Origin of the sequence: Georgenia daeguensis (assembly GCF_039537705.1) — a bacterium.
GTDB lineage: Bacteria > Actinomycetota > Actinomycetes > Actinomycetales > Actinomycetaceae > Georgenia > Georgenia daeguensis.
Window position 1 is genome coordinate 216,499 of the sequence record NZ_BAABBA010000003.1, and the last position, 15,510, is coordinate 232,008.

A 15,510-nucleotide genomic window follows, 5' to 3' on the forward strand; every position below is an offset into this window, starting at 1 on the left:
GACCGGGGGCCGGGCGGTCGTGCGTCCGGCGGTAGCATGCCCCGGTGCGGGCGAGCGACGACGACGGAGCGACCGCCGTCGGCACCTCCGGCGGTGGGGCCGGCGAGACGGACGGGACGGACCGCTCACCGGAGTTCATCCGCTCCCTGGCACGCGGCCTGTCGGTGGTCCGGGCGTTCGACGCGGCGCACCCGCGACTGACGCTGAGCGAGGTCGCCGCACGCGCCCGCATGCCGCGCGCGGGCGCCCGGCGCGCGCTCCACACCCTGGTGGAGCTGGGTTACGCCGCCCGGTCCGGCCGTGAGTTCACGCTCCGGCCCACGCTCCTCGAGCTCGGGTTCGAGCAGCTCTCGGGGCTCTCGCTGGCCGACGTCGTCACCCCGCACCTCCAGGCGCTCTCGGCGCGCCTGGACGAGTCCGTGTCGGCCTCGGTGCTCGACGCCGGCCAGATCGTCTACGTCGCACGCGTCGCCACCCGCCGGGTCATGCGCGTCCAGATCCGGGTGGGCTCGCGGTTCCCGGCCGAGTCCACCGCCATGGGCCGCGTGCTGCTCGCCGCCCGTTCGCCCGAGTGGCTCGAGGGCTTCGTGGAGTCGGTGCGGGTCGAGCGGCGCTCCCCGTACACCACGACGGACACCGCCCGGCTGCGCGCCATCCTCTCCCGGACGCGCGCGCAGGGCTGGGCGCTGGTCGATCAGGAGCTGGAGGAGGGGCTGCGGTCCGTCGCCGTGCCCGTGCACGACGGCGAGGGGAACGTGATCGCCGCGGTCAACGTCGCGACCACGGTCATCCACGACGAGCCGGCCGCGTTCCTCGACCGGGTGCTGCCTCAGCTGCGGCGGACGGCCGCCGCGATCGACGCCGACCTCGTCCCCCTCGGGCACGTCGACTCCTGAGCGGTCCGGGTCGGTAGCCTGGCCGGGCGGGCCGGGAGGCCGGCACCCCAGCTGAAGGAGAACGATGCACGACGACGCGCAGATCCTGGCCCACGCCGTCGACGGCCCCGAGGACGCCCCCGTGGTCGTCATGGGCTCCTCGCTCGGCACGGACCGGCACATGTGGGACGCCCAGGTCCCCGTGCTGGCCCGGCGCTACCGCGTGGTCCGGTACGAGCTGCGCGGTCACGGCCGCTCCGGGACCCCGCGGACCGAGGGCCCGGCCACCATCGCGGACCTCGGCTCCGACGTCCTGCGCCTCATGGACCACCTGGGCGTCGCGTCCGCCCACCACGTCGGCCTCTCGATCGGCGGGATGGTCGCGCTGTGGCTCGCCCAGCGGCACCCCGAGCGCGTCGAGCGCGTGGCCGTCGTGTGCTCCGCCCCCTACCTGCCGCCCGCGGAGGGCTGGCTGACCCGGGCCGCGACCGTGCGCCGCGAGGGCATGGGCGCGTTGGTGGACGCCGTCATGTCCCGCTGGTTCACCGAGACGTACGACGACGAGCGGCGCCGCGCCGCCCTGCGTCAGTCTTTCCTCGCCGTCGACCCGGAGGGCTACGCGCAGTGCTGCGAGGCGGTCGCCGGCATGGACCTGCGGCCCGAGCTGCCCAGCATCTCGGCCCCGCTGCTGCTCGTGGCGGGCGACAGCGACGCGGCCACGCCGCCGGAGCTGTCCGCCGCCGCCGCGGAGACCCTGCGGGCCGCCGGGGCCGAGGTCCGGTACGAGGTGGTCGCCGACGCCGCGCACATCAGCGCCGTGCAGCAGGCGCCCGCCGTCACCCGGCTGGTCCTGGAGCACCTCGACGCCCAGGACCCCGTGCGCGCGGCCGGCACGCGGGTGCGCCGGGAGGTGCTGGGCGACGCCCACGTGAACCGGGCCCAGGAGCGCACGACGTCCTTCACCGCCGACTTCCAGGACCTCATCACCCGCTACGCGTGGGGCGACGTCTGGACCCGCCCCGGCATCGACCGGCGGATGCGCAGCGCGATCACCCTGGCAGTGCTCGCCACGCTCGGGCACGACGGCGAGTTCGCCATGCACGTTCGCGCCGCGCTGCGCAACGGCCTGACCGTCGACGAGATCCGCGAGGTGCTGCTGCACATCGGGGTCTACGCGGGGGTGCCGGTCTCCAACCACGCCTTCGCCCTGGCGCAGCAGGTCCTCGACGACGTCGAGAGCGAGCGCTCGTGAGCGAGGAGGCCGAGCCGGAGGGCCTGCAGTCACTCGCCCGCGGTCTCGCCGTCCTGCGCGCCCTCGCGGCGGCGGACGGCCCGCTGACGCTCGCCCAGGTGGCGCACGCGGCCACGCTGAACCGGGCGGTGACGCGGCGGGTGCTGCTCACCCTCGTCGACGTCGGCTACGTGCTCGCCCGCGGCCGCGAGTTCAGCCTGCGGCCGCGTGTGCTGGAGCTGGGGGAGGCGTACCGCGCGAGCCTGCGCCTGCCCGCCCTCGCGCTCCCCGCCATGCGACGCCTCTCCGCCGCCACCGGCCAGTCCATCTCGCTCGGCGTACTCGACGGCGCCGAGGTGGTCTACGTCCAGCGGGTCGCGGGGGCGCGGATCGTCGACGTGGTCCTCAACGTCGGCGCCCGGGTGCCCGCGCACGCGACCGCGATCGGCCGGGTGCTGCTGGCGGACCTCCGCCCCGGCGACCGTGCCGCCGTCCTCGGGGCCGGCCCGCTCGAGGCGCTCACACCGACCACCGTGACCGACCCCGCCCGGCTGGGCGAGGTGCTCGACCAGGTGCGCGCGCAGGGGTACGCCCACATCGACGAGGAGTTCGAGCCCGGGCTCACCACCCTCGCCGCCCCCGTGGTGGACGACGGCGTGGTCGTGGCCGCGGTGAACCTCCCGCTGAGCACGGCGTCCCTGCCGCCGTGGGGCGTGGGGCCCGACCTCGTCGAGGCGGTCGTCGCCGCGGGGCGGGAGATCAGCGCCGCCGTCGCCGAGGCGTCCGGCCGGGCCGGTGCACCGCCCGGCCGGGGCTGATCCTCCGGCGGGCTGATCCTCCGGCGGGCTGAGCCCCGGCCGCGCGGCGGTCGCGCCGCGCGGCCGTCGGGCCGTGCGGCCCTCGGGCCTCCCTCAGGCCTCCAGCACGACGGCGAGGCCCTGGCCCACGCCGATGCAGATCGCGGCGACGCCGATGCCGCCGCCGCGGGCCTTGAGCGCGTGGGCGAGGTGGCCGACGATGCGTCCGCCGGACGCGCCGAGCGGGTGCCCGATGGCGATCGCCCCGCCGTCGACGTTGACCTTCTCGGGGTCGAGGTCGGGCCAGAGCCTGAGGCAGGCGAGGGACTGGGAGGCGAAGGCCTCGTTGAGCTCGACGAGGTCGACGTCGTCCCAGGTCTTCCCGGCCCGCTCGAGCGCGATGTTGGCGGCCTCGACCGGGCCGACGCCGAAGATCTGCGGCTCGAGGGCGGAGACGCCGCGGGAGACGACGCGGGCGAGCGGCTCGCCGTCGAAGTCCTCGCCCGCGAGGAGGACGGCGGAGGCGCCGTCGGTCAGCGGGGAGGCGTTGCCGGCCGTGACGGAGCCCTGCTCGGGCGACCGGAAGGCCGGCTTGAGCCGGGCGAGGGACTCCAGGGAGCTGTCCCGCCGGATGTTCTCGTCGCGGTCGAGCTCGACGCCGGGGACTCGCACGAGCTCGGCGTCGTAGCGGCCCTCGTCCCAGGCCTGCGTGGCCAGCTGGTGGCTGCGCAGCGCGAAGGCGTCCTGCTCCTCGCGGGAGATCTGGTGCTGGTCGGCGAGGATCTCGGCGCCCTCGCCGAGGGCGACGGTCCACTCCTTCGGCATTCTCGGGTTGACCAGCCGCCAGCCGATGGTGGTCGAGGCGAGGGTCTGGTCGCCGGCGGGGAACGCGCGCTCGGGCTTGAGGAGCACCAGCGGGGCGCGGGACATCGACTCGGTGCCGCCCGCCAGGATGACGTCCGCGTCGCCGGTCTCGATGGCCCGCGAGCCCTGGATGACCGCCTCGACGCCGGAGCCGCACAGCCGGTTCACGGTCACGCCCGGGACCGTGACCGGCAGCCCGGCCAGGAGGGTGGACATGCGGGCGACGTCGCGGTTCTCCTCGCCGGCGCCGTTGGCGTTGCCGAAGATGACGTCGTCGATGCGGGCGGGGTCGAGGGTGGGGTTGCGGTCGACGACGGCCTTGATGACCGTGGCGCCGAGGTCGTCGGGGCGCACGCCGGCGAGGCCCTTGCCGTAGCGGCCGAAGGGCGTGCGGACGGCGTCGTAGATGAAGGCGGACATGGCTCTCCTCAGCGGGCGGGGACGGTGGCGTCGAGCAGCGGCAGCCCGGTGGTCTCGCGCAGGGACTCGACGGTGGCGTCGCCGTAGGTCTCGAGGACGGCCACGCCGTCGTCGGTGAGGTCGAAGACCGCGAGGTCGGTGTAGACGCGCGAGACGCAGCCGACACCCGTCAGCGGGTAGGTGCACGCCTCGACCAGCTTCGAGTGCCCGTCGCGCGTGAGCAGCTCCATCATCACGAAGGTCTGCTTGGCGCCGATGGCCAGGTCCATCGCGCCGCCGACGGCGGGGATGGCGCCCGGCCTGCCCGTGTGCCAGTTGGCGAGGTCGCCGGAGGCGGAGACCTGGAACGCGCCGAGGACGCACAGGTCGAGGTGCCCGCCGCGCATCATCGCGAAGGAGTCGGCGTGGTGGAAGTAGGAGGCGCCCGGCAGCTCGGTGACGGGAATCTTCCCGGCGTTGATGAGGTCCAGGTCGATCTCGTCGCCCTCGGCCTCGGGCCCCATGCCGAGCATGCCGTTCTCGGTGTGCAGGGTGACGTGGCGCTCCGGCTCGAGGTAGTCCGAGACCTTCGTGGGCATCCCGATGCCGAGGTTGACGTAGGCCCCCTCGGGGATGTCCTGCGCCACGCGCGCGGCGATCTGGTCGCGCGTCAGGGGCTCGCTCACTGTCCCTCCTCGGGCTCGGGCCTGACCGGGTCCACGCGGACCACGCGGTCGACGTAGATGCCCGGGGTGACGACCACCTCGGGGTCGATCGCGCCGGTCTCGACGATCTCGTTGACCTGGACGATGGTGGTGCGGGCGGCGGTGGCCATGACCGGGCCGAAGTTGCGGGCGGTCTTGCGGTAGACGAGGTTCCCGACGCCGTCCGCGCGCAGGGCCTTGACGAGCGCGAAGTCGGCGTGGATCGGGTACTCGAGGACGTAGTCGCGCCCGTCGATGCGCCGCGTCTCCTTCCCCTCGGCCAGGAGGGTCCCGTACCCGGTCGGCGTGAAGAAGGCGCCGATGCCGGCGCCCGCGGCGCGGATGCGCTCGGCGAGGTTGCCCTGGGGGACCACCTCGAGCTCGATCTCGCCGGCGCGGTACTTCTCGTCGAAGTGCCACGAGTCCTTCTGCCGCGGGAAGGAGCAGACGATCTTCCGGACCCGCCCGAGCGCGATGAGCTGCGCGAGACCCACGTCGCCGTTGCCGGCGTTGTTGTTGATGACTGTCAGGTCGCTCGCGCCCTGGTCGATGAGGGCGTCGATGAGCTCGACCGGCTGCCCCGCCGTGCCGAACCCGCCGATCATGACGGTCGACCCGTCGCTGATGCCCTCCACCGCCTCGCGGAGATCCTCGGTGATCCGCAGCATCGCCGCGCTCACACTCCTCAGTGTTCGGTATGCGCACATGTGCGCGCAATTAGAACTATCATCCCGTGCCGCCGCCCGGCGGGTCAAGGCCGATCCGCCTGAGGTCTCGGTGCTGTCGGCGGTGGTGCCGAAAGCCTCGTCCCCGAGTCGGCCGTGGGCTCCACCCGGGACGGGGTCGTCCACCGGGAGGTCGCCGGTGCGCCCACCGTCGGGCTCGCGCGCCGTGCGCATGCCTGCGCGGTTGGGGCGCGCCGACGCCGGCGCCCCGCACTCACGCCGGCGCCCCGCGCCGACGCGGACTACGCCGCGCCCCGCGCCCCGCGCCGACGCGGACTACGCCGCGCGCCGCGCGAGGTGACGGGCGAGGACGGCGCAGACGACGAGCTGGAGCTGGTGGAAGACGATCACCGGCACGGCCACGGCCGCGGCGGTCGACGCGGGGAAGAGCACCGCGGCCATCGGCAGCCCGGTGGCCAGCGACTTCTTCGAGCCGCACATGAGCAGTGCGACGCGGTCGGGCAGGTCCATGCCCAGGGCGCGCCCGCCCCACCACGTGGCCGCGAGCATGACCGCCAGCAGGACGGCGCACAGGGCGAGCAGCGCCAGCACCATCGTCCAGGAGACCGCGTCCCACACGCCGGCGGCGGTCGCGGCGGTGACCGCCCCGAGGACGACGATCAGGATGGTGCCGCGGTCCACGCTCACCGTGAGCCAGCGGCGGGCGCGCACCCAGCTCCCGGAGAACGGCTGGAGGAGCTGGCCGACGACGAACGGCAGCAGCAGCTGCACCAGAACGTCGCGCAGGCCGCCCAGCCCCAGCGCGCCGGAGCGGTCCATCAGGAGCAGCACCAGCAGCGGCGTGAGCACCATGCCGAGGACGTTCGAGACCGTCGCCGCACAGATGGCCCCGGCGACGTTGCCCCGCGCGATCGAGGTGAAGGACACCGAGGACTGCACCGTCGAGGGCAGCAGCGTGACGTACAGCAGACCCGTGGCCAGCGCCGACCCGACGAGCGACCCGGTCAGGGCGTGCAGGGCCAGCCCGAGGAGCGGGAACAGCACGTAGGTGGACGCGAGGATCGCGCCCTGCAGGCGCACGTTGCGCAGACCGGCGAGGACCTCCCGGGTGGAGAGCCGCATGCCGTAGACGAGGAAGAGCACCGTGACCGCGACGTCGCCCGCCACCGAGATCGCGTGCCGCAGCGGCGCGGGCACGGGAACCACCAAGCCGGCCACCATCGTGATGACCAGCGCGACGACGAACGGGTCGACCCAGGTGCGGAGCACCCGGCCCATCAGCCGAGCGAACCGATCACCGGGCTCCAGGCGCGGGCGGTGCGGCGCACGATGAGGTGGGCGCGGTGGAACGGGTCGGAGTCGAGCAGGTGGATCGCGGCGTCGTGGTTGTCCGCCCGCACCAGGAGGAGCGCCCCGGGGGCCGCGGCGTCCTGCCACGGCCCGGACGCGAGGAGGGAGCCCGACTCGTGCAGGCCACCGAGGAACGCACGGTGCTGCGGTCGGAGCGTCTCCAGGTCCTTCGTGCGGTTCTGGTCGTAGACGTACTCGACGGCGAAGAGGGTCATGCCCGCCAGAGTAGCGACAGTGGCGGACCCCGCGGGCCGGTGGGTGCCACAGGCCCGCGGGGACGGGCTCAGTCGAGGAACCCCAGCACCGCGGCGGTGACCTCCGCCGTCGCCTCCAGGTTGGAGATGTGGGCGGCGTCGACCTCGACGTACCGCGCGCCGCGGACGCTCTCGGCGATCGCCCGCGTGGCGGCGGGCGGGGTGGGCAGGTCGCCGCTGGCCCCGATCACGAGCGTCGGCGCGGTGATGCCGCCGATCCGCTCGCGCAGGTCCGTCTCCGCCAGCACGTGGCAGGTGGCGGCGTACCCGGCGTCGTCGGTGGCGAGCAGCATCGCCCTGAGCCGGGCCGCGAGCTCGGGGTGCTCGCGGGCGTGGTCCGGGGTCAGCCACTTCTCCACGACGGCGTCCGCGATGGCGCCGAGCCCGGAGGACTCCACCAGGGCCGCCCGGTCGAGCCACGCCTGCGGCTCGCCGATCTTGGCGGCGGTGTTGGCGACGACGAGGCGGTCCACGCGCTCGGGGTGCTCGACGGCGAGGTACTGGCCGGTCAGGCCGCCGATCGAGATCCCCACGACGTGCGCGCGCTCGACCTCGAGATGGTCGAGGAGCGCGACGACGTCGCCAGCCAGGTCGCTCATCCTGTAGGGGCCCGCGGGGGAGGAGGACAGCCCGTGGCCGCGGCTGTCGTAGCGCACGACGTGGAAGCGCTCGGCGAGCGCACCGACCTGGGGCTCCCACAGGTCAAGGTTGGTGCCGAGCGAGTTGGACAGCACGACCGCCGGGTTCGCGGCGTCGCCGTCTACCTCGTACCGGATCGTGGCGCCGGGGGTGGTCAGGGTGGGCATGGGGCTCCTAGAGGTAGTTCTGGCCGGCCAGGTAGGCCTTGCGCCACCGGCTCACGACCACGCGGTCGAAGAGGTCGGCCCGGGTGAACGGGTCCTGCGCGATCAGCGCCTCGGCCTCCTCGCGAGTGTCGACGTCGAGGAGGTAGATCCCGCCCGAGGCGGTCTCGCCGTCGTCGGAGAGCTTCGCCCCGCAGGCGAGGAGCAGCTCGGCGTTCGCGGCGAGGAACCGCAGGTGCTCGTCCCGCACCTGCAGGCGGAGATCGTGGTGGCCCGGCTTGTCGTAGGTCTCGACGAGGTACGGCACGGCGCTACCTGATGGACGAGCCGTGCTTGGCCAGGGGGGTGACCTTGATGGTCATCCACCTGTACAGCGGCAGGCCGGAGAGGATCTCGTGGAGCCGGTCGTGGTTCTCGACGTCGAAGATCGAGTAGTTCGCGTACTCGCCGACGACGCGCCAGATCTCCGCCCACTCGCCCCCGCGCTGGAGCTCCTGGGAGTAGGCCTTCTCGCGGGCGATCGTCTCCTGCGCGACGTCGGCGGGGACGGTTTCGGGGATGTCGACGACCATGTGGACGAGGTACAGCATGTTGCCTCCTTGGCGGTGGGGAGCGGGGAGCGGGGTGGGGCGGCGGTCAGCCGAGGAAACCCCACAGCAGCGTCGCGCCGCAGTACAGGACGCCGACGTAGAACATCATGATGACCGTGTAGCCCATGATGTCCTTGAGCTTGAGCCCGGACAGCGCCAGGGCGGGCAGGATCCAGAACGGCTGCACGAGGTCGTTCCAGGCGTTGCCGAGCTGGACGGACATGGCGGTCTGCGCGTAGGACGCGTCGAGCGCGGTGGCGGCCTCCATCATGAACGGCCCCTGGATGATCCAGTGCCCGCCGGCGGACGGGGCGAAGAAGTTGATGACGAAGCTGGAGACGATGCCCCAGAACGGCAGGGTCTCGGCGCCGGAGACGCTCACGAAGAGCTCGGAGATGGTCACGACGAGCCCCGAGGCCGCCATGATCCCGAGGATGCCGGCGTAGAACGGGAACTGGAGCACGATCCCGGCGGCGGTCTTGATGCCCTCGCCGAACTTCGCCACGTACTTCGCCGGCGTCCCCATCAGGATGATGCCGAGGAACAGCACGATGAAGTTGATGATGTTGATGTTCAGCGCGCGGCCGTCCGCGAAGTACAGGACGACGAAGACGATGCCGAGGACGCCGATCGCGAGCGCGAGGATCCGGGAGTTGTTGAGCCTCGCGGCGACGGTGTTCTCGAGGTCGACGTCCGTCCGCACGGCGGCGGCGACGCCGGAGGCGGCCCGCTCGCGGTCGATCTCCTTGACCGGCTGGCCGGGCCGGGGGTGCAGCCACGCGTTCAGCAGGGGCAGCGTGGTGACCGTGACGAGGGCGAGGATCAGCATCGGCGCGGAGAAGATGGTCTCCGAGAGCGGGACGACGCCCATCTGGTCCACCAGCGGGTGCTCCTCGGCGGCGATGGTCACCGGGATGGTGGCCGAGAGGCCCAGGCCGTACAGGGTGAACCCGGAGTAGGCGGACGCGATGATCAACGGGTGGTGCACGCCGCGCACCCCGAGGGCGAGCTTCTTGGCGACGACGCCGCCGATCATGAGGCCGAAGCCCCAGTTGATGTAGGAGCCGACGGCGCCGACCAGGGTGGCGACGATGATCGCCTGCCGCGGGGTCCGCACCCTCGCGACGATGCGGTCGAGCATCCGGTCGGTGACGGGCGCCGAGGCGAGCACGTAGCCGGCGACGAGGATGACGGCCATCTGGGTGGTGAAGGCCAGGAGGTCCCAGAAGCCCGTGCCCCACGCGTCAGCCATGTCGAGGAAGTTCTGCCCCTCGATCGTCACGGCCATGAGCAGCGTGAGGAGGGTCAGCCCGATCGCGAAGACGAACGGGTCGGGGAGGTACTTGCGCATGAGCTCCGTGAAGAAGCCCGTGACTGACGACATGACTGTGCGGCGTGGCCGGTCCTGCGCGACGGGGGCACCTTCGGTGGCGACCTTCGACATCGTGGTAGGTCCTCTCGGGGGCGCGCTCCAGCTCTGTGGGCGCGATGGCTGATCCGGAACGACGTTCGGCCTTCGAACGGTCGTCGGCTAGGCGAACGAATATGACGTGCGACACTGCCGCACGCCCGAGCTGTCCAGGATGTGGGAAGAAGCGCGCGTCACCAGCCGCGCGAGCGCCACTCGGCCAGGTGCGGCCGCTCCCGGCCGAGCGTGGTGTCGTCCCCGTGCCCGGGGTAGACGCGCGTGTCGTCGGGGAACCGGGCGAAGACGCGTGCCTCGACGTCGTCCATCAGAGCGGTGAAGTCCTCCGGCGACCACGTCCTGCCGACGCCGCCCGGGAAGAGCGAGTCGCCGGTGAACAGGTGGACCCGACCGGGCCGGGGAGCGCCGTCGTCCTCGCGCAGGACCAGGGCGACGGACCCGGGGGTGTGACCGCGCAGGCCGACCACCTCGAGCCGGAGGCCGCCGAGGTCGACGACGTCCCCGTCGGCGAGCGTGCGCGTGACCGGGACGGGCAGCTCGGCGGCGTCGGCGGCACCGGCCAGGACGGCGGCGCCGGTCGCCTCGACGACGGCGGGCAGGGCCCGGTGGTGGTCCCAGTGGCGGTGGGTGGTGACGACGGCGTCGAGCCGGCCGGAGCCCTCGGCGACGAGGGCGAGGAGCCGGGGGCCGTCGTCGGCGGCGTCGATCAGGAGCTGGCTGCCGTCGTCGGCCGTGAGCAGGTAGGCGTTGTTGTCCTGCTCCGAGACGGAGGCCTTCCGCACCGTGACCCCGCCCAGCCGGTGGACCGCGACGGGCCCGCCGGGCTCGACGTGGGCGTGGCGCAGGTCGTCGTCGTCGGCGTGGGAGGGGGAGGGGTGCTCAGGCATGGGGCTCTCCGTGGGGCAGGTTCGACCGACGGGCGCTCGGCGTGCGCTCGTGGTGGCGCGTGACGTGGGCGTGCTCGCCGGTGCGGCGCGGGGCGTGCTCGTGCAGCGGCGCCTGCGCACCGAGCGGGACGGGGCTCGCGGCCGCGACGTGCAGGGAGTGGGCCGCCCGCACGAGCGCGAGGTGGGAGAACGCCTGCGGGAAGTTGCCGGTGAACCGTCGGTTCACCGGGTCGTACTCCTCGGCGAGCAGACCGACGTCGTTCATCGTCCCCACCAGCTCGTCCATGTGGCGGCGGGCGGTGGCGACGTCGCCCGTGCGCGCGAGGGCGTCGACGAGCCAGAAGCAGCAGGCGAGGAACGGGTGCTCGTCCCCGGCCAGGCCGTCGACGCCGGTCTCGGTGCGGTACCGGCGGACCCACGGCCCGTCCGCCAGCTCCTCGCGGACGCGGGCCACGGTGCCCAGGACCCGGGGGTCGTCGGGCGGGAGGAAGCCCACCTGGACGAGCTGGAGGAGCGAGGCGTCGGTGTGCTTCGCGCCGTAGTACTGGACGAAGGAGTTCAGCTCCGCGTCGAACCCGTGCTCCAGAATGTCGGCCCGGATCTGCCGCCGCACCTCGCGCCAGCGGTCCACCGGCCCGCCGAGCCCCTGGTGCTCCACGGCCCGGACCGCGCAGTCGAGCGCCGCCCAGCACATGACCTTCGAGTGCGTGAAGTGGCGCAGCGGGCCGCGGATCTCCCAGATGCCGTGGTCGGGCGTCTGCCAGCGGTCGATCATCCCGTTGACGAGGACACGCTGCAGGGCCCACGCGTCGTGGTCGACCCGCATGCCCGAACGCCGGGCCAGGTCCAGGGCGAGCATGACCTCGCCGAGCACGTCGTTCTGGTGCTGGTCGACGGCGCCGTTGCCGATGCGCACGGGCGCCGAGCCGGCGTACCCGGGGAGGTGGTCGAGGGTGCGCTCCGGCAGGTCACGGGAGCCGTCGAGCCGGTACATGATCTGCAGGTTCTCGGGGTCCCCGGCGGCAGCCCGGAGCAGCCACTGACGCCACTCGTCGGCCTCCTCGCGGTAGCCGACCTCGATCATCGCCTCGAGGGTCAGCGCGGCGTCGCGGAGCCAGGAGTACCGGTAGTCCCAGTTGCGCCCGCCGCCGAGCTGCTCGGGCAGCGACGTGGTCGCCGCCGCGGCGATCCCGCCGGTCGGCTCCTGGGTGAGCAGGCGCAGCACGAGGAGCGAGCGCACCACCTGCTCGCGGTAGCGCCCCTGGTAGGTGGTCAGGCGGGCCCAGTCGGCCCAGGTGGTCTCGGTCTCCTCCAGCTGCGCCGCCGTGTCGGGCAGGAGGGGGACCGGCTCCCACGACTTCTGCCACGTCATCACCAGCGTGACCGTCTCGCCGGCGCTCACCGTGAACCGGTCCGCATGCCTGCCGCGGACCCCGCGCGGGAGCCGGTCCCCCGCGAGGGTGAGCGAGTCCGGGCCGGCGACGGCGTGGATGACCTCGTGCCCGTCGGCCGCACGCTCGCGGTGGATCCAGGGCTTCGTGCGGCCGTAGCCGAACCGGACGACCCACTCGTGCTCGAAGGTCACGGTCCCGGTGACGCCCTCCACCCGGCGGATGAGGTCCGACCGGCCGTCCGCGAGCGGCATGGCGTCGACGACGCGGGCCGTGCCTGTGGGCGTGGTCCAGGTGGTCTCGAGGACGAAGCTGTCCCCGCGGTAACGCCGGCTGACCGTGACCCCGTCCTGAGCACCACCGTCGGCGGCCCGGCGGCCGTCGCGCTCGTCGTCCCCGTCGCCGGCGTCGTTTCCGTCGACCTCGTCCGCGACGGCGGCCAGGAGCCACCGGCCGTTGTCCGGGGTGCCGAGGAGGGCGGCGAAGAAGGCGGGGGAGTCCAGCCAGGGGAGGCACAGCCAGTCGACCGAGCCGTGGCGGGAGACGAGCGCGACCGAGTGGGCGTCGCCGAGCGCCGCGTAGTCACCGATCGGCGCGGGGCCGGGACGCCGGGGCGGCACCTGGTGTGGGGGGCTGGTCACCGTCCCGATGCTCCCAGGACGGGGCGGAGGGGGCCAGGGGAAGCGATCCCGGCATGGTCACGCTCGGGCCGTGCGCCTTCCTCGGAAGATGTGCAGGCGCGAGCGGCTGCAAGAAGCGCGGTGGTCCGGACATTCTCCGGGTATGACACAGAACTGCGCCGCAACCCCCGCCGCCGGAGAGAGATGAGCGCGGTGGCAGAACCGAGGCGCGCCGGACCCGCTGCGGCCGCGGGCGTGGCTGCGCTCGCGCTCGTCCTCGTCGCCTGTGGCGGGGCCGGTGGCCGGCCGGGCGACGGCGCGGGGGACACCCTGGACGCCGATCTCGCGGGCAGTCTTTCGCCCGAGGACGCCGCGGCGGCGGCCGCGGGCGTCAACGCCTTCGGCTTCGACCTGCACGCCGGCGTCGCTCAGGACGGCGGTAACACGGTGACCTCGCCGCTGTCGGCGTCGGTTCTGCTGGCGATGGTGGCCGCCGGCGCCGGCGGGGACACTGCCGAGGAGATGGTCGATCTGCTGCGCCTCGACGGTCCGCGGGACACCCGGAACGCGGCACTGCTCGCCGACCTGGTCGACACCGACGACGTCACGCTGTCGGTCGCGAACTCGCTCTGGGCGGCCGAGGGCTATCCGTTCGAGGACGACTACGTCTCGTTCGTGCAGGACACCTATGGGGCGACGCTCGACGAGGTCGACCTCGGCTCGCAGGGCGCCGCCGACGCGATCGACGACTGGGTCGAGAGGCGCACCGAGGGCCTGATCGACGAGATCGCCAAGGATCTCGACCTGCCCGACCCGCAGGCGGTGCTGGTGCTGCTCAACACGGTGTACTTCCTCGGCACCTGGACCACCACGTTCGACGAGGCCGACACCCGCGAGGCGACGTTCACCCTGGCTGGCGGCGAGAAGGTGGACGTGCCCACCATGCACCGCAGCGACGCGGCGCTGGAGACCTCCGTCGGTGACGGCTTCCAGATGCTCCGGCTCCCCTACGGCGAGGAGGAGCGCTTCGCCATGGAGGTGCTGCTGCCCGACCAGGACGTGCCTCTCGACGAGCTGCTCGACGACCTCGACGCCGAGGCCTGGCGGGACGCGGTCGACGACCTCGAGACTGCCACCTTCTCCGAGATCGCCCTGCCGCGCTTCGAGCTCGAGTGGGACGCCAACCTCAACAAGGTTCTGCAGTCGCTCGGGATGGTGTCCGCCTTCGGAGGCGGGGACTTCACCCCGATGTCGCCGAGGAACCCGTTCCTCGACACCGTCGTGCAGAAGACCTACATCCGGGTCGACGAGCAGGGCACCGAGGCCGCGGCGGTCACGGGCGGGGTCATGGCCGAGTCCGCCGGGCCGCCGCCGTTCCGGGTCGACCGGCCCTTCGCGTTCACCGTCAGTGACCGCGAGACCGGCGCCGTGCTCTTCCTCGGCAGCGTCCACGACCCCCGCGGCTGACGTTCACCGGCGGTGCCTTCCGCGTTAATGGTTCGGCAGTCGTCGTGCCGGTCGATATGGTCGGGCCCGCACGGTCGAGCACCGCCGGTGCGTGACGAGCGGAGTGGACGAGGATGGTCGCGACGATGGTCGTGGTTCAGAGCGGAGACGAGCTCGGGGAGGCCTACCGGCGCCGCGTCACCGAGGTCTACGTGCGCAGCTTCGGGCAGGACTTCGTCGCGTTCTCGCGAGACACGGGCGCGCTCGCGGACGCGTTCGAGCACATGCTGCTGCTCGACCGGTTCTACGTCGCGCTCGTGGACGGGGACCCCGCCGGCCTTGCCTCGCTCACCGAGGGCGACCAGACGGTGTTCGCGCCGCGATGGCGGGAGATCCGGCGTCACCTCGGGCCGGTGCGCGGGCTGCTGTGCTACGTGGTGATCCGCAGGTGGTTCATGAAGCCTTCGGACGGCGCCCGGCCCGGGCTCGCCGAGATCGGCTTCGTCGCCACCGAGCCGGCTCACCAGGGTCGCGGCGTCGCGACCGCGCTGCTGCGTCACCTGCTCGCGCTGCCCGCATATCGCGAGTACGTGCTCGAGGACATCAAGGACACCAACGCACCCGCCCTCGGCCTTTACGCCAAGCTCGGCTTCACGGTGTACAAGCGTCGGAAGGTGCGCTTCGCCCGCCGTGCCGGATTCAGCGAGCTCCTGTCGATGAGGCTCGTGCAGGACCCCGCGTCGCAGTCCCGCTCCCAGCGGTCGCCCGGAACCGCCTGACACGTGGGCGACGCTGCAGCGGTGGGGGCTCTTCCGGCGTGCGTCCCTGCGGGTTGTGCGCTGGTGCCGTGAGCGAGTCGCTCGTCTTCGGCGCCATCGCCTCCAGCGCGCTCGTGCTGGGTTCGCTCATCGGCGTGCGGTTCGAGCTGCCCAAGAGAGTGCTGGCGGTTCTCCTGTCGTTCGCGGCCGGCTCCCTGATCACCGCCCTGACCTCCGAGCTCTTCGAGGACGCGCACGAGCGCGGCGGCATCTGGCGTGCAGCGGTCGGACTGTTCGTCGGTGCGGTCGTCTTCACGCTCCTGAGCGCGCTGCTCGCCCGGAGCCGGCGGGGCGAGGACCTGCGTGCCGCTGGGCCGGAGGTGACGTCGAACACACGTGCGGCGCGGATGTCGGCCCTGGCGCTTATCA

16 protein-coding genes and 1 pseudogene are annotated in these 15,510 nt (G+C 73.1%); 6 read left to right on the top strand and 11 right to left on the bottom strand.

Annotation, left to right across the window (positions count from 1 at the left end):
- Window positions 1–44 precede the first annotated feature (44 nt).
- The 3 genes from ABD774_RS04310 (at window position 45) to ABD774_RS04320 (ending at window position 2,924) form a co-directional block, all read left to right on the top strand.
- Window positions 45–896 (top strand): IclR family transcriptional regulator domain-containing protein, encoded by an 852-nt coding sequence (locus ABD774_RS04310; RefSeq protein ID WP_345038045.1) that lies wholly within the window; start codon window positions 45–47, stop codon window positions 894–896.
- Window positions 897–960: 64 nt separating this feature from the next.
- On the top strand, window positions 961–2,127 hold the full coding sequence (gene pcaDC, locus ABD774_RS04315; RefSeq protein ID WP_345038046.1) for a bifunctional 3-oxoadipate enol-lactonase/4-carboxymuconolactone decarboxylase PcaDC: 1,167 nt from the start codon (window positions 961–963) through the stop codon (window positions 2,125–2,127).
- The gene (locus ABD774_RS04320) at window positions 2,124–2,924 is read left to right on the top strand and encodes an IclR family transcriptional regulator domain-containing protein (protein ID WP_345038047.1); all 801 of its coding nucleotides are present in this window, start codon (window positions 2,124–2,126) and stop codon (window positions 2,922–2,924) included. Before pcaDC ends, ABD774_RS04320 begins: the two co-directional genes overlap by 4 nt.
- 93 nt (window positions 2,925–3,017) lie before the next feature.
- Here ABD774_RS04320 and ABD774_RS04325 read toward each other — a convergent pair whose 3' ends face one another.
- The 11 genes from ABD774_RS04325 to ABD774_RS04375 form a co-directional block, all read right to left on the bottom strand.
- Window positions 3,018–4,187, bottom strand: coding sequence for a thiolase family protein (locus ABD774_RS04325; protein WP_345038048.1), 1,170 nt, complete (start codon window positions 4,185–4,187; stop codon window positions 3,018–3,020).
- An 8-nt stretch (window positions 4,188–4,195) separates the two neighbouring features.
- Window positions 4,196–4,852, bottom strand: coding sequence for a 3-oxoacid CoA-transferase subunit B (locus ABD774_RS04330; protein WP_345038050.1), 657 nt, complete (start codon window positions 4,850–4,852; stop codon window positions 4,196–4,198).
- Window positions 4,849–5,538 carry a 3-oxoacid CoA-transferase subunit A gene (locus ABD774_RS04335; protein ID WP_345038275.1) on the bottom strand — a complete coding sequence of 230 codons (690 nt, stop codon included), beginning with the start codon at window positions 5,536–5,538 and terminating at the stop codon, window positions 4,849–4,851. Before ABD774_RS04335 ends, ABD774_RS04330 begins: the two co-directional genes overlap by 4 nt.
- Window positions 5,539–5,871: 333 nt before the next feature.
- The gene (locus ABD774_RS04340) at window positions 5,872–6,834 is read right to left on the bottom strand and encodes a bile acid:sodium symporter family protein (protein WP_345038051.1); all 963 of its coding nucleotides are present in this window, start codon (window positions 6,832–6,834) and stop codon (window positions 5,872–5,874) included.
- On the bottom strand, window positions 6,834–7,121 hold the full coding sequence (locus tag ABD774_RS04345) for a YciI family protein (protein ID WP_345038053.1): 288 nt from the start codon (window positions 7,119–7,121) through the stop codon (window positions 6,834–6,836). Before ABD774_RS04345 ends, ABD774_RS04340 begins: the two co-directional genes overlap by 1 nt.
- A gap of 68 nt (window positions 7,122–7,189) precedes the next feature.
- A complete protein-coding gene (pcaD, locus tag ABD774_RS04350) occupies window positions 7,190–7,966 on the bottom strand; it encodes a 3-oxoadipate enol-lactonase (RefSeq protein ID WP_345038055.1) in 777 nt (258 codons plus the stop codon).
- A 7-nt stretch (window positions 7,967–7,973) separates the two neighbouring features.
- Window positions 7,974–8,270: a YciI family protein gene (locus ABD774_RS04355; RefSeq protein ID WP_345038057.1), complete on the bottom strand. Its 297-nt coding sequence runs from the start codon at window positions 8,268–8,270 to the stop codon at window positions 7,974–7,976.
- 4 nt (window positions 8,271–8,274) lie between these two features.
- The gene (catC, locus tag ABD774_RS04360; protein WP_345038060.1) at window positions 8,275–8,553 is read right to left on the bottom strand and encodes a muconolactone Delta-isomerase; all 279 of its coding nucleotides are present in this window, start codon (window positions 8,551–8,553) and stop codon (window positions 8,275–8,277) included.
- A gap of 46 nt (window positions 8,554–8,599) precedes the next feature.
- Window positions 8,600–9,937, bottom strand: a complete 1,338-nt coding sequence (locus ABD774_RS04365; RefSeq protein ID WP_486327269.1) for a short-chain fatty acid transporter — start codon at window positions 9,935–9,937, stop codon at window positions 8,600–8,602.
- Window positions 9,938–10,155: 218 nt separating this feature from the next.
- Entirely contained in the window at window positions 10,156–10,866 is a 711-nt protein-coding gene (locus ABD774_RS04370; RefSeq protein ID WP_345038064.1) for an MBL fold metallo-hydrolase, read from the bottom strand.
- Window positions 10,859–12,898 carry a glycoside hydrolase family 15 protein gene (locus tag ABD774_RS04375; RefSeq protein ID WP_345038065.1) on the bottom strand — a complete coding sequence of 680 codons (2,040 nt, stop codon included), beginning with the start codon at window positions 12,896–12,898 and terminating at the stop codon, window positions 10,859–10,861. Before ABD774_RS04375 ends, ABD774_RS04370 begins: the two co-directional genes overlap by 8 nt.
- Before the next feature lie 192 nt (window positions 12,899–13,090).
- On the opposite strand from ABD774_RS04375, the gene ABD774_RS04380 reads away from it, so the two are divergent.
- From ABD774_RS04380 to ABD774_RS04390, 3 genes and pseudogenes are all read left to right on the top strand, one after another.
- Window positions 13,091–14,344, top strand: coding sequence for a serpin family protein (locus tag ABD774_RS04380; RefSeq protein ID WP_345038067.1), 1,254 nt, complete (start codon window positions 13,091–13,093; stop codon window positions 14,342–14,344).
- 125 nt (window positions 14,345–14,469) lie between these two features.
- Complete coding sequence (locus tag ABD774_RS04385) at window positions 14,470–15,102, top strand: GNAT family N-acetyltransferase (RefSeq protein ID WP_345038069.1); 633 nt, start codon at window positions 14,470–14,472, stop codon at window positions 15,100–15,102.
- 68 nt (window positions 15,103–15,170) lie between these two features.
- A pseudogene (locus ABD774_RS04390) lies at window positions 15,171–15,422 on the top strand (zinc permease); the annotation flags it as partial.
- Window positions 15,423–15,510 lie beyond the last annotated feature (88 nt).